This is a genomic window from Pseudomonas sp. C1C7 (genome assembly GCF_013359595.1).
Lineage (GTDB): Bacteria > Pseudomonadota > Gammaproteobacteria > Pseudomonadales > Pseudomonadaceae > Aquipseudomonas.
On record NZ_JABFMP010000018.1, the window covers coordinates 53,560 to 79,028 of the forward strand.

At 60.9% G+C, this 25,469-nt stretch carries 18 protein-coding genes; 11 read left to right on the forward strand and 7 right to left on the reverse strand.

All coding sequences use genetic code 11. The features are described from left to right. Window positions 1-111 precede the first annotated feature (111 nt). The gene (locus tag HNO86_RS16380) at window positions 112-1,899 is read left to right on the forward strand and encodes an ABC transporter transmembrane domain-containing protein (protein WP_175377981.1); all 1,788 of its coding nucleotides are present in this window, start codon (window positions 112-114) and stop codon (window positions 1,897-1,899) included. Between the two features lie 110 nt (window positions 1,900-2,009). Here HNO86_RS16380 and HNO86_RS16385 read toward each other — a convergent pair whose 3' ends face one another. Further along, window positions 2,010-3,938: a transglycosylase SLT domain-containing protein gene (locus HNO86_RS16385; RefSeq protein WP_175377982.1), complete on the reverse strand. Its 1,929-nt coding sequence runs from the start codon at window positions 3,936-3,938 to the stop codon at window positions 2,010-2,012. A 213-nt stretch (window positions 3,939-4,151) separates the two neighbouring features. On the opposite strand from HNO86_RS16385, the gene HNO86_RS16390 reads away from it, so the two are divergent. Next, on the forward strand, window positions 4,152-6,074 hold the full coding sequence (locus HNO86_RS16390) for an ATP-binding cassette domain-containing protein (RefSeq protein WP_175377983.1): 1,923 nt from the start codon (window positions 4,152-4,154) through the stop codon (window positions 6,072-6,074). A gap of 89 nt (window positions 6,075-6,163) precedes the next feature. Here the strand turns inward: HNO86_RS16390 and HNO86_RS16395 are convergent, their stop codons facing one another. After that, window positions 6,164-6,604: a universal stress protein gene (locus HNO86_RS16395; protein WP_175377984.1), complete on the reverse strand. Its 441-nt coding sequence runs from the start codon at window positions 6,602-6,604 to the stop codon at window positions 6,164-6,166. 104 nt (window positions 6,605-6,708) lie between these two features. On the opposite strand from HNO86_RS16395, the gene HNO86_RS16400 reads away from it, so the two are divergent. The 7 genes from HNO86_RS16400 to HNO86_RS16430 all read left to right on the forward strand — a co-directional run bounded on the left by HNO86_RS16400 (window position 6,709) and on the right by HNO86_RS16430 (window position 15,145). Beyond that, on the forward strand, window positions 6,709-7,146 hold the full coding sequence (locus HNO86_RS16400; RefSeq protein ID WP_175377985.1) for a hypothetical protein: 438 nt from the start codon (window positions 6,709-6,711) through the stop codon (window positions 7,144-7,146). Window positions 7,147-7,676: 530 nt separating this feature from the next. Further along, a complete protein-coding gene (fadB, locus tag HNO86_RS16405; RefSeq protein ID WP_175377986.1) occupies window positions 7,677-9,824 on the forward strand; it encodes a fatty acid oxidation complex subunit alpha FadB in 2,148 nt (715 codons plus the stop codon). A 29-nt stretch (window positions 9,825-9,853) separates the two neighbouring features. Next, the gene (gene fadA / locus HNO86_RS16410) at window positions 9,854-11,029 is read left to right on the forward strand and encodes an acetyl-CoA C-acyltransferase FadA (protein ID WP_175377987.1); all 1,176 of its coding nucleotides are present in this window, start codon (window positions 9,854-9,856) and stop codon (window positions 11,027-11,029) included. A 98-nt stretch (window positions 11,030-11,127) separates the two neighbouring features. Further along, entirely contained in the window at window positions 11,128-11,364 is a 237-nt protein-coding gene (locus tag HNO86_RS16415) for a DUF1653 domain-containing protein (protein ID WP_008050054.1), read from the forward strand. 114 nt (window positions 11,365-11,478) lie between these two features. Beyond that, window positions 11,479-14,106 (forward strand): type I DNA topoisomerase, encoded by a 2,628-nt coding sequence (gene topA, locus HNO86_RS16420; protein ID WP_175377988.1) that lies wholly within the window; start codon window positions 11,479-11,481, stop codon window positions 14,104-14,106. Between the two features lie 125 nt (window positions 14,107-14,231). Beyond that, entirely contained in the window at window positions 14,232-14,756 is a 525-nt protein-coding gene (locus HNO86_RS16425; protein WP_175377989.1) for a DUF6586 family protein, read from the forward strand. A gap of 155 nt (window positions 14,757-14,911) precedes the next feature. Further along, window positions 14,912-15,145 carry a hypothetical protein gene (locus HNO86_RS16430; protein WP_047538925.1) on the forward strand — a complete coding sequence of 78 codons (234 nt, stop codon included), beginning with the start codon at window positions 14,912-14,914 and terminating at the stop codon, window positions 15,143-15,145. 83 nt (window positions 15,146-15,228) lie between these two features. Here the strand turns inward: HNO86_RS16430 and sulA are convergent, their stop codons facing one another. Together sulA and lexA are read right to left on the reverse strand one after the other, a co-directional pair. Continuing rightward, on the reverse strand, window positions 15,229-15,708 hold the full coding sequence (gene sulA / locus HNO86_RS16435; protein ID WP_175377990.1) for an SOS-induced cell division inhibitor SulA: 480 nt from the start codon (window positions 15,706-15,708) through the stop codon (window positions 15,229-15,231). A gap of 10 nt (window positions 15,709-15,718) precedes the next feature. Beyond that, window positions 15,719-16,327, reverse strand: coding sequence for a transcriptional repressor LexA (gene lexA, locus HNO86_RS16440; protein ID WP_175377991.1), 609 nt, complete (start codon window positions 16,325-16,327; stop codon window positions 15,719-15,721). A gap of 229 nt (window positions 16,328-16,556) precedes the next feature. On the opposite strand from lexA, the gene psrA reads away from it, so the two are divergent. Both psrA and nagZ read left to right on the forward strand, forming a co-directional pair. Next, the gene (gene psrA, locus HNO86_RS16445; protein WP_175377992.1) at window positions 16,557-17,264 is read left to right on the forward strand and encodes a transcriptional regulator PsrA; all 708 of its coding nucleotides are present in this window, start codon (window positions 16,557-16,559) and stop codon (window positions 17,262-17,264) included. 158 nt (window positions 17,265-17,422) lie between these two features. Next, window positions 17,423-18,433, forward strand: a complete 1,011-nt coding sequence (gene nagZ, locus HNO86_RS16450) for a beta-N-acetylhexosaminidase (protein ID WP_256672657.1) — start codon at window positions 17,423-17,425, stop codon at window positions 18,431-18,433. Window positions 18,434-18,619: 186 nt separating this feature from the next. Here nagZ and HNO86_RS16455 read toward each other — a convergent pair whose 3' ends face one another. From HNO86_RS16455 to mfd, 3 genes are read right to left on the reverse strand one after another with little or no spacing between them, the layout of a single operon-like run. Beyond that, on the reverse strand, window positions 18,620-21,313 hold the full coding sequence (locus HNO86_RS16455; protein WP_175377993.1) for a DEAD/DEAH box helicase: 2,694 nt from the start codon (window positions 21,311-21,313) through the stop codon (window positions 18,620-18,622). An 11-nt stretch (window positions 21,314-21,324) separates the two neighbouring features. Further along, window positions 21,325-21,891 carry a CsiV family protein gene (locus HNO86_RS16460; protein ID WP_175377994.1) on the reverse strand — a complete coding sequence of 189 codons (567 nt, stop codon included), beginning with the start codon at window positions 21,889-21,891 and terminating at the stop codon, window positions 21,325-21,327. Between the two features lie 10 nt (window positions 21,892-21,901). Further along, window positions 21,902-25,351, reverse strand: a complete 3,450-nt coding sequence (gene mfd, locus HNO86_RS16465) for a transcription-repair coupling factor (RefSeq protein ID WP_175377995.1) — start codon at window positions 25,349-25,351, stop codon at window positions 21,902-21,904. Window positions 25,352-25,469: the final 118 nt, after the last annotated feature.

The following is a 25,469-nucleotide window of genomic DNA, read 5'->3' on the forward strand; positions in this document are numbered from 1 at the left end:
ATAACGACTAGGGTCTGGTATTGCCGGTCATAATTAACCTGACTCATTGTGATTCACCGAGTTCCGCTCCGTTGAGTAGTGCAGGGTGAACCTGTCAATTGTTCCTGTTGGATGATGCCGATGCTTTCAGTTCGCCACCGCCGCGCCCTTCGCCTCGCCAGTCGCTTCATCGCGCCGTATCGCTGGCACGCGCTGGGCGCCTTGTTCGCCTTGATCGTCACGGCGGGCATCACCCTGTCCATGGGGCAGGGCATTCGCTTGCTGGTGGATCAGGGTTTCATGACCCAGTCGCCACACTTGCTCAATCAGTCCATCGGTCTGTTCATGCTGCTGGTGATGGGCCTGGCGGTGGGCACCTTCGCGCGGTTTTACCTGGTGTCGTGGATCGGCGAGCGCTGCGTCGCCGACATCCGCCAGCGGGTGTTCAACCATCTGATTTACCTGCACCCCGGGTTCTACGAAAACAACCGCAGCTCGGAAATCCAGTCACGCCTGACCGCCGACACCACACTGCTGCAATCGGTGATCGGCTCTTCGCTGTCGATGTTCCTGCGCAACCTGCTGATGGTCATTGGCGGGATCGTTCTGTTGTTTGTCACCAACCCCAAGCTCACCAGCATCGTGGTTGTCGCCTTGCCCCTGGTCATCGCGCCGATCCTGATCTTCGGCCGCCGAGTGCGCAATCTGTCGCGCCTGAGCCAGGACCGCATCGCCGATATCGGCAGCTACGTCTCGGAAACCCTCGGCCAGATCAAGACCGTGCAGGCCTACAACCATCAGGCGCAGGACGAGCAACGGTTTGCCGCGACCGTGGAAGAGGCGTTCAACACCGCGCGCAAACGTATTTTTCAACGTGCCTGGCTGATCACCCTGGTGATTCTGCTGGTGCTGGGCGCCGTGGGCGTGATGCTCTGGGTGGGCGGCATGGACGTGATTGCCGGGCGGATTTCCGCGGGCGAACTGGCGGCGTTTGTTTTCTACAGCCTGATCGTGGGCAGTGCGTTCGGCACCTTGAGCGAGGTGATCGGCGAATTGCAGCGTGCGGCAGGGGCCGCGGAAAGAATCGCGGAATTGCTGCGTTCGGAAAACATCATCGTGCCACCGGCTAGCGACCTGGTGAAGCTGCCTGCGCGGGTGCAGGGCAATTTGCAACTGCAGGACGTGCGCTTTTCCTACCCGTCACGTCCGGAAAGCTACGCGGTCGATGGCTTGAATCTGACGGTCAGGGCCGGTGAAACCCTGGCGCTGGTCGGGCCGTCCGGTGCGGGCAAGTCGACGGTGTATGACTTGTTGCTGCGTTTCTACGACCCCGCCGAAGGGCGCCTTCTGCTCGATGGCGTGCCACTGACACAGCTCGAACCACTGGACCTGCGTCGCTGCTTCGCCCTGGTCTCGCAAACCCCGGCGCTGTTTTTCGGCAGCATTGAAGACAATATCCGCTACGGCAAGCCGACGGCGACTTTGAGAGAGGTTCAGGAAGCAGCAAAAATCGCCTACGCCCATGACTTCATCCAGGCGATGCCCAACGGCTATCAGACGCATCTGGGGGATGGTGGGCTAGGTTTGTCTGGCGGTCAGCGCCAGCGCCTGGCCATCGCCCGGGCGCTGCTGGTGGATGCGCCGATTCTGCTGCTCGACGAAGCCACCAGCGCCCTCGATGCCCAGAGCGAACACCTGATCCAGCAGGCGCTACCTAGCCTCATGAAAAACCGCACGACCCTGGTCATCGCCCATCGACTGGCGACCGTCAAGAATGCCGATCGCATTGCGGTCATGGATCAAGGGAAGCTGGTGGCGGTGGGGACGCATCAGGAGTTGATTGCCAGTAATGCGCTGTATGCGCGGTTGGCGGCGTTGCAGTTCAGTGATGGCAAGAGCGAATTCGATCTTTACCCGTAAAAACTGTGTAGGAGCTGTGTAGGAGTTGTCGAGTGAAACGAGGCTGCGATCTTTCAAGATCAAAAGATCGCAGCCTTCGGCAGCTCCTGCACGGGTAGTGCATTCACGAATTACTGATCATCAAAATACCGCTCATGCCAATCCACCAGCGGCTGCGGCGAATTGAGTTTTTGCCCGTAGATCACCGAATACGACAGCACGTTCTGCACATACTGACGGGTTTCGTCGAACGGAATGCTTTCCACCCACACATCGAAACTCAGGTGGTCCGCGCCGCGCAGCCACTGACGAACACGGCCGGGGCCGGCGTTGTAGGCGGCGGAGGCGAGGACGCGGTTGCCGTTGAACTGGCTGTGGACCTGGCTCAGGTAAGCGGCGCCGAGCTGGATGTTCTTGTCCGGATCGAACAGCTGCTGCGGCGAAGCATAGGGAATGCTGAATTTGCGCGAGGTTTCCTTGGCGGTCGCGGGCATCAGCTGCATCAGGCCGGAGGCACCGACGCCGGAACGGGCGTCGTCCATGAAGGCACTTTCCTGACGGGTGATGGCGAACACCCAGCTCGAATGCAGGCCGCGGTTCTTCGCTTCACGCACCAGGGTGTTGCGGTGGGCCATCGGGAAACGGATGTCCAGATCGTCCCAGTACTGGGCCTGGCTGATGGTGCGAATGGCCGGGAAATACCACTTGAGGTCGTAGGCCAGCTTCGCCTGGGCGACCATTTCGTCACGGCTGAAGTGGCGGCTGACGTGGTACCACTCGCGACGACCGTCGACGATCTGCCCGCGGGCATGGAATTCCAGGGCGCGACGAATGCCGGGCGTGTTGCGCACCTTGTTGATGGTGGCCTGGCTCAGCACCAGTGGCTTGTTGAGTAGCGAATAAGGCGATTGCGAACGGTCGGCGGCGAGGAAACCGTAGAAGTCGCGTTCACGAGCGAGGCTCTTGTACAGGGTTTGCGCTTCCGGATTCTGCGGCTGTGCCAGTTCCAGGCTGCGGGCCTGCCAGTAGCGCCAGCGATTGGTGGTGGCCAGGTCCTGAGGCAATCGGCGGGTCAGCTGATAGGCATCATCCCAGCGAGCCAGGCGCAGGAGCAGGCGCATGCGCCATTCGGACACCGTGTTGTCGCGCAGTTCCGGGTCATACTTGGTCATCATGTCCAGCGCGCGGCTGTCGAAACGGCGCGCGAGGGTCAGGCCGATTTCCCGGGCGATCGCCACTTTTTCATCGCGGGAGAAGTGCATGCTGCTGGCGTAACCGTCCAGCAGGTTCATGGCCCGGTCCGGGTCCTGTCGGGCGAGACGGCGCAGGCCAAGGCTGACCACGTCCGACATCGCCTCATCCGCCGGCGTGAAGCGTGACGGCTGATTGAGCAGTTCGGGGTTCTGTGCCACATCGATCAGCAGGCGACCGCGAGGGGCGAGGGTGGTCAGGCCGTTGACCAGGCTGGTGGCCAGCGGGTAGTTGCGCGTCTGGGCTGCAAGCTTGGTGCGTTCCCAGCGTTTCTGTTCGGTCAACTGGCCTTCGGCGGCCCACATGCCGAATAGCGCATCGCAGGCTGCGGGCTGGGACTTGCCGGTCAGCCAGAGCTTGTTGGCGTTGGCGTAACCTTCGGCCTTGAGGTTGTGGCTGATCTGGTACTGCGCGTTCAGACAGTCCAGTTCAGTGAAGTTCATCTTCGGGTCGTAGTACTTGACGAAGGTCGCCCAGTCGCCGCGATCCGCCAGCCAGCGCAACCAGCGCAGCTTCATCCAGTTGGCCTGGGGCAGGTCGCCGTGTTCGGCGAGGAATTTTTCGATTTCGGCATTGCTCGCGGTTTTCAGGCGTGCGGTCAGCTCGTCATAGGCCAGGTAAGGTTCCAGCGGATAGTCGGCCAGGGCCTGGCTGTAACGGAAATAGGGGCCGGTGTCGCCCTTGGCCAGGGCGCGTTTGGCTTCATCGTAATACTGGCGTTGGGTGGACAGGTCCACCGCCTGGGCGGATTGAACGGCAGCGGCAGAAAGTAAAAAACACGACAAAAGATTGAAAAGGCGACTGCGCATGAGACGTCCGGACAGAAAAACCATGACAAGTGTCGACGATGCCGACACTGAATTATCCGTAGCTTAGCCTTTTGCCAGCAGCCGGTGAAAGGTTTGCGGACCTGTCTGCATCAGTTCGCAACATTTGTACTGCAGAGTGCTTCGAGAGTGAAATTGCCGGCCTTCTGAAGCCTCGATTCAGGTAGAATGCGCGCCCGGTTTTTGGAGAAGCTCATGACCCTGCTCAAATTCAGCGATGTGTCCCTTGCTTTCGGCGCTATGCCGTTGTTGGACAAGGTGTCCTGGCAGATCGCCCGTGGTGAGCGGGTGTGCATCATCGGCCGCAACGGCACTGGCAAGTCCAGCATGATGAAGCTCGTCAAGGGCGACCAGAAGCCCGATGACGGCGCCGTCTGGCGCATGCCCGGGCTCAAGATCGGCGAATTGCCGCAAGAATTGCCGGTAGCCGACGAGCGGACGGTGTTCGACGTCGTGGCTGCGGGCCTGGACGGTGTCGGTGCGCTGCTGGCCGAATATCACCACCTGAGCCAGAACATCGTCACTGATGCCGATCTGGAAAAGCTGATGCACGTCCAGCACGACCTCGAAGCCCGTGACGGCTGGCGTTTGCAGACCCTGGTCGACAGCACCCTCAGCCGCCTGCAACTGCCGGCCGACAAGACCCTCGCCGAACTGTCCGGCGGCTGGCGTCGTCGCGTGCTGCTGGCCCAGGCCCTGGTGTCCGAGCCGGATCTGCTGCTGCTCGACGAACCGACCAACCACCTGGATATCGGCGCCATCGCCTGGCTCGAAGAAGCGCTGAAGGATTTCCAGGGCGCCGTGCTGTTCATCACCCACGACCGCTCCTTCCTGCAAAACCTTGCCACCCGCATCCTGGAACTGGATCGCGGCGGGCTGATCGACTGGAGCGGCGACTACGCCAGCTTCCTGGTGCATAAAGAAGCGGAACTTGCCGCCGAGGCCACCGCCAACGCGCTGTTCGACAAGCGCCTGGCCCAGGAAGAAGTGTGGATTCGCCAGGGCATCAAGGCCCGGCGTACCCGTAACGAAGGCCGCGTTCGCGCCCTCAAGGCCCTGCGCATCGAGCGCAGCGAGCGCCGTGAGCGCACCGGCAAGGCCAACATTCAGTTGGACACGGCGGAAAAATCCGGCAAGCAGGTGATGGTGCTGGACAACGTGAGCTTCGCGCATCCGGACGGTCCGTTCCTGATCAAGGATTTCTCCATGGTCCTGCAGCGCGGCGACCGTATCGGTCTGCTCGGCGCCAACGGTACCGGCAAGACCACGCTGCTCAAACTGATGCTCAGCGGCTTGCAGCCCACCAGCGGCACGGTGGAAGAGGGCACCAAGATCGACGTGGCCTACTTCGACCAGTTGCGTCACCAGCTGGATCTGGAAAAAACCGTGATCGACAACGTCGCCGAAGGTCGCGACTTCATCGATATCGACGGCCAGAGCCGCCACGTGCTGAGCTACCTCGGCGACTTCCTGTTCAGCCCGCAGCGTGCGCGCACGCCGGTCAAGGCGCTGTCCGGTGGCGAGCGTGCCCGTCTGTTGCTGGCCAAGCTGTTCAGCAAGCCGGCGAACCTGCTGGTCCTCGACGAACCGACCAACGACCTCGACGTCGAAACCCTGGAACTGCTGGAAGAGGTCCTGCTGACCTTCAGCGGCACCGTGCTGATGGTCAGCCACGACCGGGCATTCCTCGATAACGTGGTGACCAGCACCCTGGTGTTCGAAGGCGAAGGCAAGATTCGCGAGTACGTCGGCGGTTACCAGGACTGGCTGCGTCAGGGCGGTTCGCCGCGTCTGCTGGGCGTGACGGAAAGCAAGTCCGGCAAGGCTGACCTGAACTCCGCGATCGTCAAGGCCGAGCCGGCTCCGGTTGCGGCAGTCGTCGAAGCACCGGCTGCGGCGAAGAAGAAGCTCAGCTACAAGTTGCAGCGCGAGCTGGAAGCGTTGCCAGGACAGATCGACGACATGGAGCAGCAAATCGCTGCCGTTGAAGCACAGATGGCGGATGCCGGTTTCTACCTGCGTCCGTCGACCGAAACGGCTGCGGTGATCGCCCAGCTGGCGCAGTTGCAGGCTGAGCTCGACGTGATGGTCGAGCGCTGGGCCGAACTGGATGAGTGATTGAACCGGCCATGAAAAAGCCCGGCGTTCTTTAAAGAGCGCCGGGCTTTTTCACATCTGTCTCGATCCCTGTATCTGCAGGAGCGAGGTCAGTTTTTGCTTTGCAGGCGCACCGCCAGCACATCGCAAGGCGCACCGTGCAGGACGTCATTGGCGGTAGAGCCCAGCAGCAATGCCAGGCCATGTCGACCATGACTCCCCACTACGATCATGTCGCAGTTCTGTTCCTTGGCCAGGTGGTGAATCTCCTGGCGCGGCTGGCCGTAGGTCAGGTGACAGTTTTCCCGGGAGAGCTCCGGGTACTTCACGATCAGGCGATCGAGGCGCTCCTTGGCCTGATCGAACTGCTGCTGTTGCAGTTGTGACAGGTCCATCGGCACGTCACCACCAAAGGCCATGGCCATTGGCTCGACGATGTGGACCATGGACAATTTCGCGCCGTTGCTCACCGACAGTTCGCGAGCGCGGTGGATGACAGGGTCGCACTCTTCGGTGAGATCTACAGCGACCAGAATATGCTCGTAGGGCATGAGGTGCTCCTCCTGAGAAACGCAATATTGGTAAGTATGGCTGGTTTCAAGCGCATTGGTTCCAAAGTGACTCAATCCGCTCATTCAAAATCGGGAGTACAGATATGACGGTCTGGATAGTGGTGTCAATCCTGCTGGTGGTGCTCAGCCCCCTGGCATGGTTGCGCCCATCGCGCCAGCAGAGTGGTCGCATGGCCCTGCGCATGGAGGCGCGACGCATCGGCCTGGCCATGCAACTGGCCCCTCAGGAGTGGCCGCACTGGCTCAGTCAGGAGCCGCCAAATCCGTGTGCGCAGTACCACCGACCAAGGCGCGGCACCCAGCCGGCCTGTTGGAGTTTCTGGCAAAAATCACCGGGTCTGTGGGTGAATCAATGGCAGGAGCCGTGCGAGGATCGCGCGCTGCTAGATCATTTCGAAAAGTTGCCGGGCAATGTCTTCAAGGTCGAGGCCGACAAGCAGATGATCGCCCTGTATTGGGGCGAGAAGGGCGAGGCCGAAGTTCTGCAGCACATCGATGCCACCCTCAAGGCATTGGCGTAGCAGGACCCTGTAGGAGCGAGCAAGCTCGCTTCTACAGAAAGCAAAAAATAAAAAGCCCGACAACATCATCGGGCGGGATGGCCAGGCAGGCCGGTAAATTAATTTTGTTTCATCTCGCGTCCGGCATTCGCCAGCGGCGTACAAATTCCCTTGAGGTTTCGCCAGCGTAGCTTGTTAAACAAAGGCTGCCGCGAATTAGGGCGACTTTTCTAATGATTGATCCTATGAATGTCCCTACATGCAAACGCATGTTTTAGGTCGTTGTCCTACAGAAATGACCGCAAAGTCGCGTTTCACCCCGCATTTTGGGCGATTGACAATTGGCGGAAACTCCGTGAAGGTGGCGTACCCAAATCAAACGGGCGTATGAATTGAGCGTTTGTATTTAAAATCGCTCCTACAGAATCCCGACTATCGCGTTGGCGGGTGTGCCGGGTGGATTGGCGTAGCATCGACGATTGACGTCCCTGCCAGCCCTTCGCCTGCTTCCGACGTGTACTGTTCAGCTTCCATATCGTGGAGATCAGTTGATGATTTACGAAGGTAAAGCCATCACGGTTAAGGCTCTTGAAAGTGGCATCGTCGAACTGAAGTTCGACCTCAAGGGTGAGTCCGTCAACAAGTTCAACCGTCTAACCCTGAACGAACTGCGTCAGGCCGTGGACGCCATCAAGGCAGATGCTTCGATCAAGGGCGTGATCGTCAGCAGTGGCAAGGACGTGTTCATCGTCGGCGCCGACATCACCGAATTTGTCGACAACTTCAAGCTGCCGGATGCAGAGCTTGTTGCTGGCAACCTCGAAGCCAACAGGATTTTCAGCGATTTCGAAGACCTCAACGTTCCGACCGTTGCCGCGATCAATGGCATCGCGCTGGGTGGCGGTCTGGAAATGTGCCTGGCCGCGGACTACCGCGTCATGTCCACCAGCGCCAAGATCGGCCTGCCGGAAGTCAAGCTGGGCATCTACCCGGGCTTCGGCGGTACCGTGCGCATGCCACGCCTGATCGGTGTCGACAACGCCATCGAATGGATTGCCGCCGGCAAGGAAAACCGTGCCGAAGACGCGCTGAAAGTCGGCGCCGTCGATGCCGTGGTTGCCCCTGAGAAGCTGCAGGAAGCTGCGCTGGAACTGATCAAGCGCGCCATTTCCGGCGAGTTCGATTACAAGGCCAAGCGCCAGCCGAAGCTGGAAAAGCTCAAGCTCAACGCCATCGAGCAAATGATGGCTTTCGAAACCGCCAAAGGGTTCGTGGCCGGTCAGGCGGGTCCTAACTACCCGGCGCCGGTCGAAGCGATCAAGACCATCCAGAAAGCCGCGAACTTCGGTCGTGAAAAGGCTCTGGAAGTCGAAGCCGCCGGTTTCGTCAAACTGGCCAAGACCCCGGCTGCGCAAAGCCTGATCGGTCTGTTCCTGAACGATCAGGAACTGAAGAAAAAGGCCAAGGCCTATGACGAAATCGCCAAGGACGTGAAGCAGGCCGCCGTATTGGGCGCCGGCATCATGGGTGGCGGTATCGCCTATCAGTCGGCTTCCAAAGGCACGCCGATCCTGATGAAGGACATCAACGAGCACGGTATCGAGCAGGGTCTGGCCGAAGCCGCCAAACTGCTGGTTGGCCGTGTCGAAAAAGGCCGCATGACCGCCGCGAAAATGGCTGAAGTGCTCAACGGCATTCGCCCGACCCTGTCCTACGGTGATTTCGGTCACGTGGACCTGGTGGTTGAAGCGGTCGTCGAGAACCCGAAGGTCAAGCAAGCCGTCCTGGCCGAAGTCGAATCCCAGGTCAAGGAAGGCACCATCCTCGCTTCCAACACCTCCACCATTTCCATCAGCCTGCTGGCCAAGGCCCTCAAGCATCCGGAAAACTTCGTCGGCATGCACTTCTTCAACCCGGTACACATGATGCCGCTGGTGGAAGTGATCCGTGGCGAGAAGTCCAGCGAGCTGGCCGTTGCCACCACCGTTGCCTACGCCAAGAAAATGGGCAAGAACCCGATCGTGGTCAACGACTGCCCGGGCTTCCTGGTCAACCGCGTCCTGTTCCCGTACTTCGGCGGTTTCGCCAAGCTGGTCAGCGCCGGTGTCGACTTCGTGCGCATCGACAAGGTCATGGAAAAATTCGGCTGGCCGATGGGCCCGGCCTACTTGATGGATGTGGTCGGCATCGACACCGGCCACCACGGTCGCGACGTCATGGCTGAAGGTTTCCCGGACCGCATGAAAGACGACACTCGTTCGGCTGTAGACGCGCTGTACGAAGCCAATCGTCTCGGTCAGAAGAACGGCAAGGGTTTCTACGCCTACGAGGCCGACAAGAAGGGCAAGCAGAAGAAGGTCGTCGATCCGTCGGTACTTGAAGTGCTCAAGCCAGTTGTCTTCGAGCAGCGTGAAGTCACTGACGAAGACATCATCAACTGGATGATGATCCCGCTGTGCCTGGAAACCGTACGCTGCCTGGAAGACGGCATCGTTGAAACCGCCGCCGAAGCCGACATGGGTCTGGTCTACGGTATTGGTTTCCCTCCATTCCGTGGCGGTGCGCTGCGCTACATCGATTCGATCGGTGTTGCCGAGTTCGTCGCCCTGGCTGACCAGTACGCTGATTTGGGCGCGCTGTACCACCCGACCGCGAAGCTGCGCGAAATGGCCAAGAACGGCCAGAGCTTCTTCGGTTAAGCGCCCCCAACTAGAGTGAGAGTGAACTTATGAGCTTGAATCCTAGAGACGTCGTGATTGTCGACTTCGGTCGTACTCCGATGGGCCGCTCCAAGGGCGGCATGCACCGCAACACCCGTGCCGAAGACATGTCGGCGCACCTGATCAGCAAAGTGCTGGAACGCAACACCAGGATCGACCCGAACGAAGTCGAGGACGTGATCTGGGGCTGCGTGAACCAGACCCTGGAGCAGGGCTGGAACATTGCGCGCATGGCGTCGCTGATGACCCAGATCCCGCACACCTCGGCCGCCCAGACCGTCAGCCGCCTGTGTGGTTCGTCCATGAGCGCGCTGCACACCGCTGCGCAGGCGATCATGACCGGCAACGGTGACGTTTTCGTCGTTGGTGGCGTCGAGCATATGGGCCACGTGAGCATGATGCACGGTGTCGATCCGAACCCGCACATGTCGCTGTACGCGGCAAAAGCTTCGGGCATGATGGGCCTGACCGCGGAAATGCTCGGCAAAATGCACGGCATTACCCGCGAACAGCAGGACGCCTTTGGTCTGCGCTCCCACCAGCTCGCCCACAAGGCGACCGTGGAAGGCAAGTTCAAGGACGAAATCATCCCGATGCAGGGCTATGACGAGAACGGCTTCCTGAAACTGTTCGACTACGACGAAACCATTCGTCCGGAAACCACCCTGGAAAGCCTGGCGACGCTGAAGCCGGCGTTCAACCCGAAAGGTGGTACCGTGACTGCCGGTACTTCGTCGCAGATCACCGATGGTGCTTCGTGCATGATCGTGATGTCGGCGCAGCGTGCACAGGACCTGGGGATCCAGCCGATGGCGGTGATCCGTTCGATGGCAGTGGCAGGTGTGGATCCGGCGATCATGGGCTATGGTCCAGTACCGGCTACACAAAAAGCACTGAAGCGCGCAGGCCTTGGTATCAACGATATCGACTTCTTCGAGCTCAACGAAGCTTTCGCCGCACAGGCCCTGCCAGTGCTGAAAGACCTGAAAGTGCTCGACAAGATGAACGAGAAGGTTAACCTGCACGGCGGCGCGATCGCCCTGGGTCACCCGTTCGGTTGCTCCGGTGCCCGTATCTCCGGCACTTTGCTGAACGTGATGAAGCAAAATGGCGGTACCTTCGGGGTATCCACCATGTGCATTGGTCTCGGCCAAGGCATCACCACCGTCTTCGAACGCGTTTAAGCGAATCGTTGACGGAAGCCGGGGCCAAGTGCCCCGGTTTTTGTTTTTCCGGGTTTAATTTGTTTTTATTTTGAAAAAATTTGAGTGAGGGCCGAAGCATGCCGATACAACCAGGGCTCTACCAACATTACAAAGGTCCGCAGTACCGCGTATTCAGTGTCGCGCGGCATTCGGAGACCGAGGAAGAAGTGGTCTTCTACCAAGCCCTGTATGGCGATTACGGCTTTTGGGTACGTCCCTTGAGCATGTTCCTGGAGTCGGTCGAAGTTGACGGCGAGCAGGTGCCACGCTTTGCTTTGGTGCAGGCCGAAGAGAGTCTTTTTAACAAGCCATGAGCTGAGTGCGCGCAAAACCCTGCGCTTGACCTCACCTTGTAGCCACTATATATAGCGGTGCCGCGTCAGGCGCCAACCGCCTTTCACTTCTAGAATTCAGGAATTTTCTGATCCATGGGCAAATCGCTGGTCATTGTGGAATCCCCGGCTAAGGCCAAGACCATCAACAAGTATCTGGGCAACCAATACGTGGTGAAGTCGAGTATCGGCCATATCCGAGACCTGCCCACCAGTGGTTCGGCGAGTGCCACCAAGGAGCCTGCCGCCAAGCGTGGCAAGGCCGTTGCGGGCGAAGCGCCGGCGCTGTCGCCGAAAGAAAAGGCACGCAAGCAGCTGGTCGCTCGCATGGGGGTCGATCCCGATCACGGCTGGAAAGCCAAGTACGAGATCCTTCCAGGCAAGGAAAAGGTCATCGAAGAGCTGCGCCGGCTCGCCAAGGATGCTGACACCATCTATCTCGCAACCGACTTGGATCGCGAGGGGGAAGCCATTGCCTGGCACCTGCGCGAAGCCATCGGTGGTGATGACAGCCGCTACAAGCGCGTGGTGTTCAACGAAATCACCAAGAAAGCCATCCAGGAAGCCTTCTCCGAGCCCGGCGAGCTGGACATCGACCGCGTCAACGCCCAGCAGGCGCGTCGTTTCCTCGACCGCGTAGTGGGTTACATGGTTTCGCCGCTGCTGTGGGCCAAGATCGCTCGCGGTCTGTCCGCCGGTCGCGTGCAGTCGGTTGCGGTGAAGCTGGTGGTCGAGCGTGAGCGTGAAATCCGCGCGTTCATCCCGGAAGAGTACTGGGAAGTCCACGCCGACCTCGGCACCGCCAAAGGCGCCTCCGTGCGTTTCGAAGTCGCTCGCGAGAAAGGCGAGGCCTTCAGGCCGCTGAACGAAGCCCAGGCGATGGCCGCGCTGGAAAAGCTCAAGGCGTCCAGCTACAGCATCGTCAAGCGTGAAGACAAGCCGACCAGCAGCAAGCCGTCGGCACCGTTCATTACTTCCACCCTGCAACAGGCCGCGAGCAACCGCCTGGGCTTCGGTGTGAAGAAAACCATGATGATGGCCCAGCGTCTGTACGAAGCCGGCTACATCACCTATATGCGTACCGACTCCACCAACCTCTCGGCCGATGCCGTGGCGATGGCGCGTACTTATATTGAAGGCGAGTTTGGCAAGAAGTACCTGCCGGATTCCCCGAACGTCTACAGCAGCAAGGAAGGCGCACAAGAGGCTCACGAAGCGATTCGTCCGTCCGACGCCAACATCACGCCGGCCAAGCTGTCGGGCATGGAGCGCGATGCCGAGCGTCTCTACGAGCTGATCTGGCGCCAGTTCCTCGCTTGCCAGATGCTGCCTGCGCAATACCTGTCGACCACGGTCACCGTCGCTGCCGGCGACTTCGAGTTGCGTGCCAAGGGCCGTATCCTCAAGTTCGACGGCTACACCCGCGTGATGCCGCAAATTGCCAAGCCGGGCGATGATGACGTGCTGCCAGACATGGCCCAGGGCGATGCGATGAAGCTGATCCAGCTTGATCCGACCCAGCACTTCACCAAGCCGCCGGCGCGTTACTCCGAAGCCAGTCTGGTCAAGGAAATGGAAAAGCGCGGTATCGGTCGTCCTTCGACCTACGCGGCGATCATTTCCACCATCCAGGACCGCGGTTACGTGGCGCTGCACAACCGTCGTTTCTACTCGGAAAAGATGGGCGACATCGTCACCGAGCGTCTGGCCGAGAGCTTCTCCAACCTGATGGACTACGGCTTCACCGCCGGCATGGAAGAGCATCTCGATGATGTGGCTCAGGGCGAGCGCGACTGGAAGAACGTGCTCGACGAGTTCTACGGCGACTTCAAGAAGAAGCTCGAAGTAGCCGAGAGCCCGGACAACGGCATGCGCGCCAACCAGCCGGTCATGACCGATATTCCGTGCACTACCTGCGGTCGTCCGATGCAGATCCGTACGGCGTCGACCGGCGTGTTCCTTGGCTGCTCGGGCTACAGCCTGCCGCCGAAAGAGCGCTGCAAGGCCACCGTCAACCTGGTGCCGGGCGACGAGATCGCCGCGGACGACGAAGGTGAGTCGGAATCGCTGGTGTTGCGTGGCAAACACCGTTGCCCGATCTGCAGCACCGCGATGGATGCCTACCTGCTCGACGAGAAGCGCAAACTGCACATCTGCGGCAACAACCCGGATTGCGCTGGCTACGAAATCGAAGAGGGCGCTTATCGCATCAAGGGCTATGAAGGCCCGAGCCTGGAGTGCGACAAGTGTGGCAGCGAGATGCAGCTCAAGACCGGTCGTTTCGGCAAGTTCTTCGGTTGCACCAACCCGACCTGCAAGAACACCCGCAAGCTGCTCAAGAGTGGTGACGCGGCGCCGCCGAAGATGGACCCGGTGAAGATGCCTGAGCTGAAATGCGAAAAGGTCAACGACACCTACATCCTGCGCGACGGTGCGTCCGGTCTGTTCCTGGCGGCCAGCCAGTTCCCGAAAAACCGCGAGACCCGTGCGCCGCTGGTGTCCGAGATCATCCCGCACAAGGACGAGATCGATCCGAAGTACCACTTCCTGTGTGAAGCACCGAAGAAGGATCCGGACGGCCTGCCTGCGGTCATCCGCTACAGCCGCAAGACCAAGGAGCAATACGTGCAGACCGAAGTCGACGGCAAGCCGACCGGCTGGAAAGCGTATTACGACGGTGGCAAGTGGACCGTTGAAGACAAGCGTCCTGCCGCGAAGTCTTGATCTGAGCTGAACCGAAAAGGCCGCATGTCACCATGCGGCCTTTTTTTGCGCTTGCGGTGGACTTGGTTGATCCACGACACTGTTCGACCTGCGTGATGCATCATATCGTTGTGGAGGCTGCCGTCATGGCCCACGAACTCTATACCCGTACCAACCAGAAGATTTATTTCGCCGGCCTTTCACTGGAAGCGCTTGCCAAGGCTGAAGAGGCGCGGTCGATGAATTCCCTGGCGCTGATCCAGGCAGGTCGCGAATCGGCGTTGTTTCACCTGTATGGCGCCCTGTTGGGTTTGTGCCATGAAATCGCCGGGTTCTATCGCCTGCCGCAGGCCAATTCCCAGCGCGCGGAAGCGCTGCTGACTCGGGAGGTGCTGGAAACCATCGCCATTCCTGAATTGGCCGAGATGATCGAGCTGGCCAACAATCCGGAAACCTGGCTGGCCAGGCTGCTGGCCGCCCACTCGGCGTTGTTTCAGCCGCCTCGTGCGCCACACAAGCCCAAGGGCGACGTCACGCAGCCTTTGATTCAGGCGGTGAACCTGGACGAAGAAGAGACGCCCGATGAGTTGAGCCGTGAAGAACTGGAGAGCTGGCGCCAGAACCTCAAGAGCCTGGCGCTGCGTTTTCGAGAAGGCTTGAACGAATGTTGAAGGCCAGGGGTCTTTGACGGGCGGCACGCCAAGGCTGCCATTCGAGGGAAGAGAGTTGTCGGAAATTTCTCTTCGTGATGGCAGCTGGTCAAGATCCCGAGCGAAGCCCGATTGATGGCTATATAATCCCCGCCTTTCCTGGAGAACACACCTTTATGCCAACGTCCTTTTTAGAAATTGTCGAGTTACCAGACGGCCGAATCGAGCTGCGCAGGGCCGAGGACGAGGGTTCTCTGGTTACTTTGGATTTCTCGGAGGATGCCAAGGCGTTCCTGCAAGGCCAGCATGTCGAAGTCGCCAAAGCGATGCTGAGCGTTGGTGTGCAGATGGCCGGGCGCCTGGTTGAAGGGGAATTGGACAAGGAAGAGGGGCCGCGGGTCCTTCACTGATCCCGCCCGTCGGTTTCTGCCAATACCGCCACAGATCGGCTTCTCTGCCCCAGGAGAAGCCCTGCGCCGTTTCAGGCGCGACGTTAACCCAATCGAATGTTCAGGCTTTGTGCGTCCCCGGTCCGGGCGGCGCTGATCAGTTGTTGGCGCGCGCTGGTGCTCAGCGGGTTGAGCCAGCTGACGACAGTGTGACTGCGGCCCAGTCGCAAGGCTTCGCAGGTCAGTTGCTGGGCGCTCTGGGTGCCGCTCGGTTGCAGCAGCAGGATGCGCTCGCGATTGAGGCCGGCGTCCCGAAGCCACGCCTGGGTCACGCTGGCGGGCGGGGCGATCAGGGTCAGCCAGCGTGCGTCCTGGTCCTGGCTCAGCTCCCTGAGGATCGGGGCCAGCAGGTTCAGGCAGTTCCCGGCCGCACCACGTAGAGACAGCTCACTGAAGACCTCGGGTTCGGCGCTCCAGGGCGACTCGACCACTTCCTCCAGGATCGGCGCCAGAGGCTGGGCCAGGAATGCCTCGAACAGCAACGGCAGTTGGGCTTGCTGTGGTGATGTGTGCGGGAAATGCATAAAGCCTCCGTTAGCGGCGAATGACGCCGACACTCAAACCTTCGATCACCAGATCCTGATCCTTGAGGTTCACTTCGATTGGGGCGAATTCCGGGTTCTCGGCGATCAGCCAGACTTTGCTGCCGTCACGCTTGAAGCGCTTGACGGTCACTTCATCGCCAATGCGCGCCACCACGATCTGCCCGTTACGAGCCTCGCGAGTGGTGTGCACGGCCAGCAGGTCACCGTCGAAAATGCCCACGTCCTTCATGCTCATGCCGTGCACTCGCAACAGGTAGTCGGCGCGGGGATGAAAGAAGGAAGGATTGATGTTGCAGGACTCTTCGACGTGCTGCTGGGCCAGGATCGGTGCGCCAGCGGCTACGCGTCCGATGATGGGCAGGGTGGAGTCGTCGGCCTTGGCTTCGAGGCCAGGGATACGGATGCCGCGGGACGCGCCCGGGGTCATTTCGATGGCGCCCTTGCGCGCCAGCGCCTTGAGGTGTTCTTCAGCAGCGTTTGGCGATTTGAAACCCAGTTCCTGAGCGATTTCCGCGCGGGTCGGAGGGTAGCCGTTGTCTTCCAGGCAGCGTTTGATGAAAGCCAGAATCTCGGCTTGGCGTGGCGTCAGCTTTAGCATATTGATCGCTCTGTTTTTTTATACAGTGACTGGGATTATATACAGTGAAGCGGTCTTGGCAATGCCCCTTTTTCTCCAGACTGCCGGACGGTCGACAAGCCGGTGGATGGAAGCTTTGCGGTTGTATGGTTAAATGTCTGACCGACCATTCCCAAAACGAACTGCCAGACTTGACAAGACATAGCTTGAAACGTATGTTTCAAACAAGTGTTTGTCAGGCGGAGTAGCCATGGCCCAGTCGGAAACCGTTGAACGCATTCTCGATGCCGCCGAGCAGTTGTTCGCGGAAAAAGGTTTCGCCGAAACCTCATTGCGTCTGATCACCAGCAAGGCCGGTGTCAACCTGGCTGCGGTGAACTATCACTTCGGATCGAAAAAGGCGCTGATTCAAGCGGTCTTTTCGCGTTTTCTCGGGCCATTCTGCATCAGCCTCGATAAAGAGCTGGAGCGGCGCCAGGCCAAACCTGAAATCAAGCCTTCCCTCGAAGAACTGCTGGAAATCCTGGTCGAACAGGCGCTGGTGGTGCAGCCCCGCAGCGGTAACGATCTTTCTATCTTCATGCGTTTGCTCGGTCTGGCCTTCAGCCAGAGCCAGGGGCATTTGCGTCGTTATCTGGAAGACATGTACGGCAAGGTTTTCCGCCGCTACATGATGCTGGTCAACGAGGCCGCGCCACGCATTCCGCCGATCGAGCTGTTTTGGCGCGTGCATTTCATGCTCGGCGCCGCGGCGTTCAGCATGTCGGGTATCAAGGCATTGCGTGCCATTGCCGAAACCGACTTCGGCGTGAACACCTCCATCGAGCAGGTCATGCGCCTGATGGTGCCGTTCCTCGCCGCCGGCATGCGCGCCGAGACGGGCGTCACCGACGCCGCCATGGCCGCGGCGCAATTGCGTCCACGTAGCAAATCGACACAGGTCGCCGCCAAGGTTTGACCCTGCACGGGTGGGCGCGGCAGCTGACATCCGTTAAGCTAGCCGCCCATGCCGACTCTCGTTCTGAATCCGCTTCCCACTGATATCGCCGACCTGCCGGGCACTGCCCACGGCGGCGAATCCGTGCGAGGCGGATTTTTCGTTATCAAGGAATCTCTATGACTGCTGGCCTGCAAGGCTCGTTGATGGTGGACGTCGCCGGTACCTGGCTGACGGCCGAAGATCGCCAATTGTTGCGCCAGCCCGAAGTGGGCGGCCTGATCATTTTTGCCCGCAACATCGAGCATCCGCGCCAGGTTCGCGAGTTGAGCGCGGCGATTCGCGCCATTCGCCCTGATCTGCTGCTGGCGGTGGATCAGGAAGGCGGGCGGGTTCAACGCCTGCGCCAGGGCTTCGTGCGCCTGCCGGCCATGCGTGCCATTGCCGACAACCCGAACGCCGAGTATCTGGCCGAGCAATGCGGATGGATCATGGCCACCGAAGTCCTGGCCGTCGGCCTGGACCTGAGCTTCGCCCCGGTGCTGGACCTGGATCACCAGCGCAGTGCCGTGGTCGGTACCCGCTCGTTCGAAGGCGATCCGGAGCGCGCCGCGCTGCTGGCTGGCGCCTTCATTCGTGGCATGAACAGCGCCGGCATGGCCGCAACCGGCAAGCATTTCCCGGGTCACGGCTGGGCCGAGGCCGATTCCCACGTGGCGATCCCGAATGACGAGCGCAGTCTCGACGAGATCCGCGCCAAGGATCTGGTGCCGTTCGCCAGACTGAGCGAACAATTGGCTGCCGTCATGCCGGCCCACGTGATTTATCCACAGGTCGATGCGCAACCCGCCGGCTTCTCCCGTCGCTGGCTACAGGACATCCTGCGTGGCGAGCTGCAATTTGACGGGGTAATTTTCAGTGACGACCTGTCCATGGCCGGCGCGCATGTGGTGGGCGATGCCGCCAGCCGCATCGAGGCGGCGCTGACAGCTGGCTGCGACATGGGCCTGGTGTGCAACGATCGCGCTGCCGCCGAGCTGGCGCTGAGCGCCGCGCAACGCCTGAAGGTCAAGCCGTCGGCGCGCATCGCGCGGATGCGCGGTCAGGCGCATGCCTGCACCGACTACCGTCAGGATCCTCGCTGGCTGGCCGCCATCGGTTCGCTCAAAGAAGCTCAATTGATCGACTAGGGACTGGCTGCCATGACGGTTTATGCGCGGGTGCTCAAGGGCTGAGTTGGCTCATGACCGAGTTGGATTCTTCGCGGGCAAGCCTCGCTCCTACAGGTTTGATGTGGATCACAAACATCATGATCGACGCAAAACCTGTAGGAGCGAAGCTTGCCCGCGAAAGCAATCTATCGAGCCCCACCAGCCTCAGCGCTTTTCGAGCTTATCCGGCAACGGCGCAAACAGCGCCTCGATATCATCGCTCTGCAGCTTCCAGTCCCCGGCCTGACGGCCGTCCAGAACACCGGCCGCCAGGTCGGATTTTTCTTTTTGCAGTAGCTGAATCTTCTCTTCCACCGTACCGCGGGCAATCAGCTTGTAGACGAACACCGGTTTTTCCTGGCCGATGCGATAGGCGCGGTCGGTGGCCTGGTGTTCGGTTGCCGGGTTCCACCACGGGTCGTAATGGATCACGGTGTCGGCTTCGGTCAGGTTCAGGCCAACACCGCCGGCCTTCAGGCTGATCAGAAAGATCTGACGCTTGCCGCTCTGGAAATCCTTCACCGGCGTACGCCGGTCGCGGGTCTGCCCGGTCAGCAGGGCGTAGGCCACGCCGCGTTTGTTCAGCTCGTCCTCAATCAAGGTCAGCATCGAGGTGAACTGCGAGAACAGCAGGATGCGCCGTCCTTCTTCAAACAACTCCTCAAGCATTTCCATCAGGCTGTCGAGCTTGCCCGAAGTGCTGCCGCGGGCGGGCAGGGCGGCATCGTTGACCAGGCGCAGGTCACAGCACACCTGGCGTAGTTTCAGCAGCGCCTCGAGGATGATGATTTGGCTGCGGGCCACACCCTTGCGGGTGATTTCATCGCGCACCTTCTTGTCCATCGCCAGGCGCATGGTTTCGTACACATCGCGCTGGGCTTCGTTGAGCTCGACCCAGTGAATGATTTCGGTTTTCGGCGGCAGCTCGGTGGCGACCTGTTCCTTGGTCCGACGCAACAGAAACGGTTTGATCCGACCGTTGAGGTGCTGAAGTCTGACTTCGCTGGTGCGCTTTTCAATCGGCACCCGGTAATCGCGATTGAAGCTCTTCACATCCCCAAGCCAGCCCGGCAGCAGGAAGTGAAACAGCGACCACAGCTCACCCAGGTGATTTTCCAGCGGCGTGCCACTCAGGCACAGGCGCTGGCGTGCATTCAGCTCGCGAGCGGCCTGCGCGGCCTTGCTGCCGGGGTTCTTGATGTACTGCGCTTCGTCCAGCACCAGCACGTGCAGCGGTTGCCTGGCCAGGGCTTCGACATCCTTGGGCAACAGCGCGTAGGTGGTCAGGATCAGGTCGTAATCGGCAAGGTTGTCGAAATGCTTCTTGCGACTGGCACCGTACAGCGCCAGCACTTTGAGTTGCGGGGTGAAGTGCGCGGCCTCGTCGAGCCAGTTGGGGATCAGGCTGGTGGGCATCACCACCATGCATGGGCGATCGAGGCGTCCGGCGTTCTTCTCGCTGAGCACATGCGCGAGGGTTTGCAGGGTTTTGCCCAAGCCCATGTCGTCGGCGAGGATCCCGCCGACCTCCAGCTGACGCAGCGACTGCATCCAGCTCAGGCCTTCCAGCTGATACGGGCGCAAGGTCGCGTTCAAGCCTTCCGGCACGCTGGCGGTATAGTCCTTGATGTCCCGCAGGCGCTGGGCAAAGGTGCGGATCTGATCGCCGCCTTCCCAAAGCAGTGGCAGGTCTTCCAGCGAATTCAGGCGCGTGGCGTCGGCCCGGCTCAGGCGCAACGTGGTTTCGCCGGGCTCTTGCAGATAGAACTCACCGAGGGTCGCCAGCACCGGTTTCAAGCGGCCGAAGGGCAGGGCGACCTGCAGGGGACCATGCTCGGAGTTCGGGCGATTGGGGATGTTCACCAGGATCAGCTCGTCATCGCGACGACGGGCCAGGCGCTCCGGGTTGAGGATCTCTGTGTGCGAGCGCATCAGGTTCAACAGGATCGGCAGCAGGCTCAGGCGCTCGCCGTTGACGATGATGCCCAGTTCCAGGTCGAACCAGTCGCGCTCCGGCGCCTGCTCGACCGTGGCGTACCAGTCGTCCACCGCCGTCAGGTCGAAACCGAAGTCCTCGTTGATCTGCAGCTCCCAGCCCTGGGTGCGCAGCTTCGGCAGTTCGTTGAGGGTGAAGGTCAGCCAGGCGCTGTCGTTGACCATCTCGTACAGTTCGCCAGCGCTCTCAGGCAAAGCCTTGCTCTGCCGGGTGGCGATCCTGAAACCGAGAATGCGCAGTTGTTCCCTGTAGGACTGTTCCACTTCCGGGTGACGTTTTATCCGTAGCGTCTGTGTCTCCTGACGAATCAGGATGTCGGAGTTTTTCTGCCCGGAGACGTATTCGTCCAGATAACTGAAGGACAGCGCCGCGCGGTGCTGGATGTAACGCTGCATCCGCCCGTTGCGTGGTTCGAAGGCGCTGAACTCGATGCTTGCCAGCCACAGGCGCGGCACCGGCTGCACGTTGTCCACCAGCACTTGCGGCGGCGCTTTCGGGCTGCGGTTTTCGAGGACGGCCTGAAGCTTTTCCAGCAGCTCGGCGTCCTTGGCGGCCGCCGGGTAATTGAGGGTTTCCTGCACTTGCAGCAGGACCGCCGCGCAATGTTTGCAGTTGCTGTGGACGGGGCAGGAGCAGGTGGCGTCGATCATCAGCAACGTGCCTTTGGCCGACTCTCGCAGGCGAATGGTCTGACGGTAAACGTTACCGCCAGAGCCTTCGCATGCGGCGACGATGGTGGCGTCGCCGGCTTCGACGATCCTGACGCGGTTTTCCAGCGCGTAGCGTCGGCCGCGCTCCAGGCTCTGTTCCTTGAATCGGCTGACCCAGGAGGGTGCCAGGGGTTTGCTCAGGGTCGCGGACATAGGGGGCTCAATCAGTCCGGAATTTCTTCGGGGACTGGCCGAGGTGCAGGGGCGGTCAGCGAGGTGATCTTGATCAGCAGGCCCAGATGACCGGCGTCGAGGAAGTTCAGCTGCCCGTTTTTGGTATGGCTGTCGGTCTTCAGGCGCTCGCTGGCGGTGACCAGGCCGTCGTTGTCGATCTGGTTGACCCAGAAATCGGCTTCGACGTCGGTGAAGCGGCCCTGTTTGATGCTCAATGTGCCCTCGATCGGGAATTGGCCGAATTGTTCCTTGCCGTCGCTGATCGCCACCTTGCTGGCTTGTTCGCCAAGGTTCTGTTGCCAGGCCTTGTGCAGCAACACCGTGTATTCATTGCTGGCGGTGAGCTTTTCCACCTCGCCGTTCAGGCTCGGGGTGCGCAGGCTGTCGGGGTTGAGGTGTTGCGCGCCGGCATCCCAGTCTTCAGGCGCGGCGCGGCTGACGATCGCCGGCACGGCATTCTGCCGCACCAGAATCATTTCAACCTGATACAGGTCATCGGCGAATACCGAAGGAGCGGCCAATGCCATCAATACAGTCAACGAGCGAAACAGGCGCATGCGGCGTCCTTCAAGCAGTTTTCGGGATGAGGCGCTCGAACAGCGCCTCTAACGTATTAAAGCGCTCTTCCGGGCGCTCCATCGGAACCATGAACTTGAAGATCGTGGCGCCTTCGAATTTGTAGCGTTTTGGCTGGCTCTGGATCAGTTTGATCAGCGTCAGCGGGTCGACCGGCGTCTGCGCCGCGAACTCGACACGACCGCCCTGCGGACCACCGTCGACTTTCTTGATGCCCAGCACTTCGGCCTGCAATTTCAGGGCGGTGATGCGCATCAGGTTCTTGGTCGGTTCCGGCAGCAGGCCGAAACGGTCGATCATCTCCACTTGCAGGTCCTTGAGGCCTTCCTCGTCGGTGGCCGAAGCGATGCGCTTGTAGAGAATCAGGCGGGCGTGCACGTCCGGCAGGTAGTCCTCGGGAATCAGCGCCGGAACACGCAGGTTGACTTCCGGACCGCCGCCCAGCGGCTGGTCGAGATTCGGTTGCTCGCCCTTGCGGATGGCCTTCACGGCGCGCTCGAGCATTTCCATGTACAGGGTGAAGCCGACGGCCTGGATCTGTCCGCTCTGGCCGTCGCCGAGCAACTCGCCGGCGCCGCGGATTTCCAGGTCGTTGGTGGCGAGCACGAAGCCGGCGCCGAGGTCCTGGGTATTGGCGATCGCCTCCAGGCGCTTTTCCGCGTCCGGGGTGATTTGCTGGCGCGGCGGCGTCAGCAGGTAGGCGTAGGCCTGGTGGTGACTGCGTCCGACCCGGCCGCGCAGCTGGTGCAGCTGCGCCAGGCCGAACTTGTCGGCGCGCTCGATGATGATGGTGTTGGCGCTCGGCACGTCGATGCCGGTCTCGATGATGGTCGAGGCGATCAGCACGTTGAAGCGCTTGTGGTAGAAGTCGCTCATCACCTGTTCGAGTTCGCGCTCGCGCATCTGCCCGTGGCCGATGCCGATCCGCGCTTCCGGCACCAGTTCGGCGAGGTCGGCGGCGCACTTCTCGATGGTCTTCACGTCGTTGTGCAGGTAGTAGACCTGGCCACCACGCAGCAATTCACGCAGCAGGGCTTCCTTGACCGTGCTCTTGTTCTGTTCCATGACGAAGGTACGCACGGACAGGCGACGGGCCGGCGGCGTGGCGATGATCGACAGGTCACGCATGCCCGAGACCGCCATGTTCAGCGTGCGCGGAATCGGCGTGGCGGTCAGGGTCAGGATGTCGACTTCGCTGCGCAGGGCCTTGAGCTGTTCTTTCTGACGCACACCGAAGCGGTGTTCTTCGTCGATGATCACCAGCCCCAGGTTTTTGATTTTCACATCCTCCTGCAGCAGCTTGTGGGTGCCGATGACGATGTCGATCTTGCCTTCGGCCAGATCGGCCACGGCGGCATTCACTTCCTTGGCCGACTTGAAGCGGCTCATCACTTCGACGGTCACCGGCCAGTCGGCGAAGCGATCGCGGAAGCTGTTGTAGTGCTGCTGGGCGAGCAGGGTGGTGGGCACCAGAATCGCCACTTGCCGGCCGCCGTGGACGGCGATGAACGCCGCACGCATCGCCACTTCGGTCTTGCCGAAGCCGACGTCGCCGCAGACCAGCCGGTCCATCGGTTTCGGCGCGAGCATGTCTTCGCGCACGGCTTCGATAGCGGTTTGCTGGTCGGGGGTTTCCTCGAACGGGAAGCCGGCGCTGAAGGTGGCGTAATCGGCTTTCGGGTCGGTGAAGGCATAGCCTTCGCGCGCCGCGCGGCGGGCATAGATGTCCAGCAGTTCGGCGGCCACGTCGCGCACCTGTTCGGCGGCCTTGCGCTTGGCTTTCTGCCAGGTCTCGGAGCCCAGGCGATGCAACGGCGCCAGTGCGTCGTCGCTGCCGGTGTAACGCGCGATCAGGTGCAGGTTGGCCACCGGCACGTAGAGCTTGGCGCCCTCGGCGTATTCCAGGGCGAGGAACTCGGCGGTCTGATTGTCGATTTCCAGCGTCGCCAGGCCCAGGTAACGACCAACGCCGTGATCGATATGCACCACCGGCGCGTTTTCGCGCAGCTCGGTGAGGTTCTTGATCACGGCGTCGTTGTTGGCGTCGGCGCGTTTTTCGCGGCGACGGCGCTGCATCACGCGCTGGCCGAACAACGGGCTCTCGGCGACCAGCGCCAGGGCCGGGTCGTCCAGCAGCAAACCTTCATCCAGCGGTGCGATGGTGATCGCCAGGCGATCCTTGCCGGCGACAAAGTCCGGCCAGCTGTCGACGGTCTTCGGTCGCAGTTTCAGGCGCTCGAGCAATTCCAGCAATACTTCGCGCCGGCCCGCGGACTCGGCGGTGAACAGGACGCGTCCGGGGAACTGGTCGAGGAATTCCGACAGCGCCGCCAGTGGCTGGGTGGCCTTGGCTTCGATGGCCAGGTTCGGCAGTTCCCGTGCTGGGAAGCGCTCGCGGCCACCGCCGGTTTCCACGTCCTGCTGGCTGGCCACCACTCGCGGCCAGCTCTTGAGACGCGCAAAGCAGTCTTCTACCGGCAGGAACAGCTCGGCGGGCGGCAATAAAGGGCGGGATGGATCGACGCGCCGTTCTTCGTAGCGATTGCGCACGTCGTTCCAGAAGTTTTCCGCCGCCTGCTCGATGCCCGGCAACGAGAACACCTGGGTGTCCTGGGGCAGGTAATCGAACAGGGTCGAGGTTTCCTCGAAGAACAGCGGCAGGTAGTACTCGATGCCGGCGGGGGTAATCCCGCTGCTCAAGTCCTGGAAGATCGGGCAGCGCCGGAAGTCGACGTCGAAGCGCTCGCGGAACCGCGCCTTGAAGCGGGTCACGGCTTCTTTCTGCAGCGGGAATTCCTTGGCCGGCAGCAGCTTGACCGAATCGACCTTGTCGATGGAACGCTGGTTTTCCGGATCGAAGGTGCGCAGGGTCTCGATTTCGTCGTCGAACAGGTCGATGCGATAAGGCAGTTTGCTGCCCATCGGGAACAGGTCGATCAGCGATCCACGGACCGTGAATTCGCCGTGCTCGTACACGGTATCGACATAACGGTAACCGGTGGCTTCAAGCCGGGTGCGCATCTGTTCCACGTCGAGCTTCTGCCCGACATCCAGCACCAGGCTGCTGCCGAGCAGGAATTTGGTCGGCGCCAGGCGGTGCAGGGCGGTGGTGATCGGCACCACCAGCACGCCGTGGGCCAGTTCCGGCAGGCGATACAGGCTGGCGATGCGCTGGGAAATGATGTCCTGGTGCGGCGAGAACAGATCGTAGGGCAGGGTTTCCCAGTCGGGGAAATGCAGCACGGGCAAATCCGGGGCGAAGAAGCCCAGCTCCTGCTCCAGCCGTTCGGCACTCTGGCTATCGGCGGTCAGCAGCAGGGTAAAGCGCTTCGCAGCGCTGGCGGCCTCGGCGATGGCAAGGCTCAGGGCGGCACCGGGCAGGTTGCCCCAATGCTGTTTACCTGCCGCGGCAGGAAGATGCGGTAGACGCAGAACGGGCACGGAAGGTTGAGCTCCAAGCGTTGCGACAAAGTCGGTAATTGTAGCGGTCTGTGATGCCGGCTGTCAGTTGCTGATGTGTCTATTACGCGGGTGGGGCGAAATGTAGTGGTAATGACAA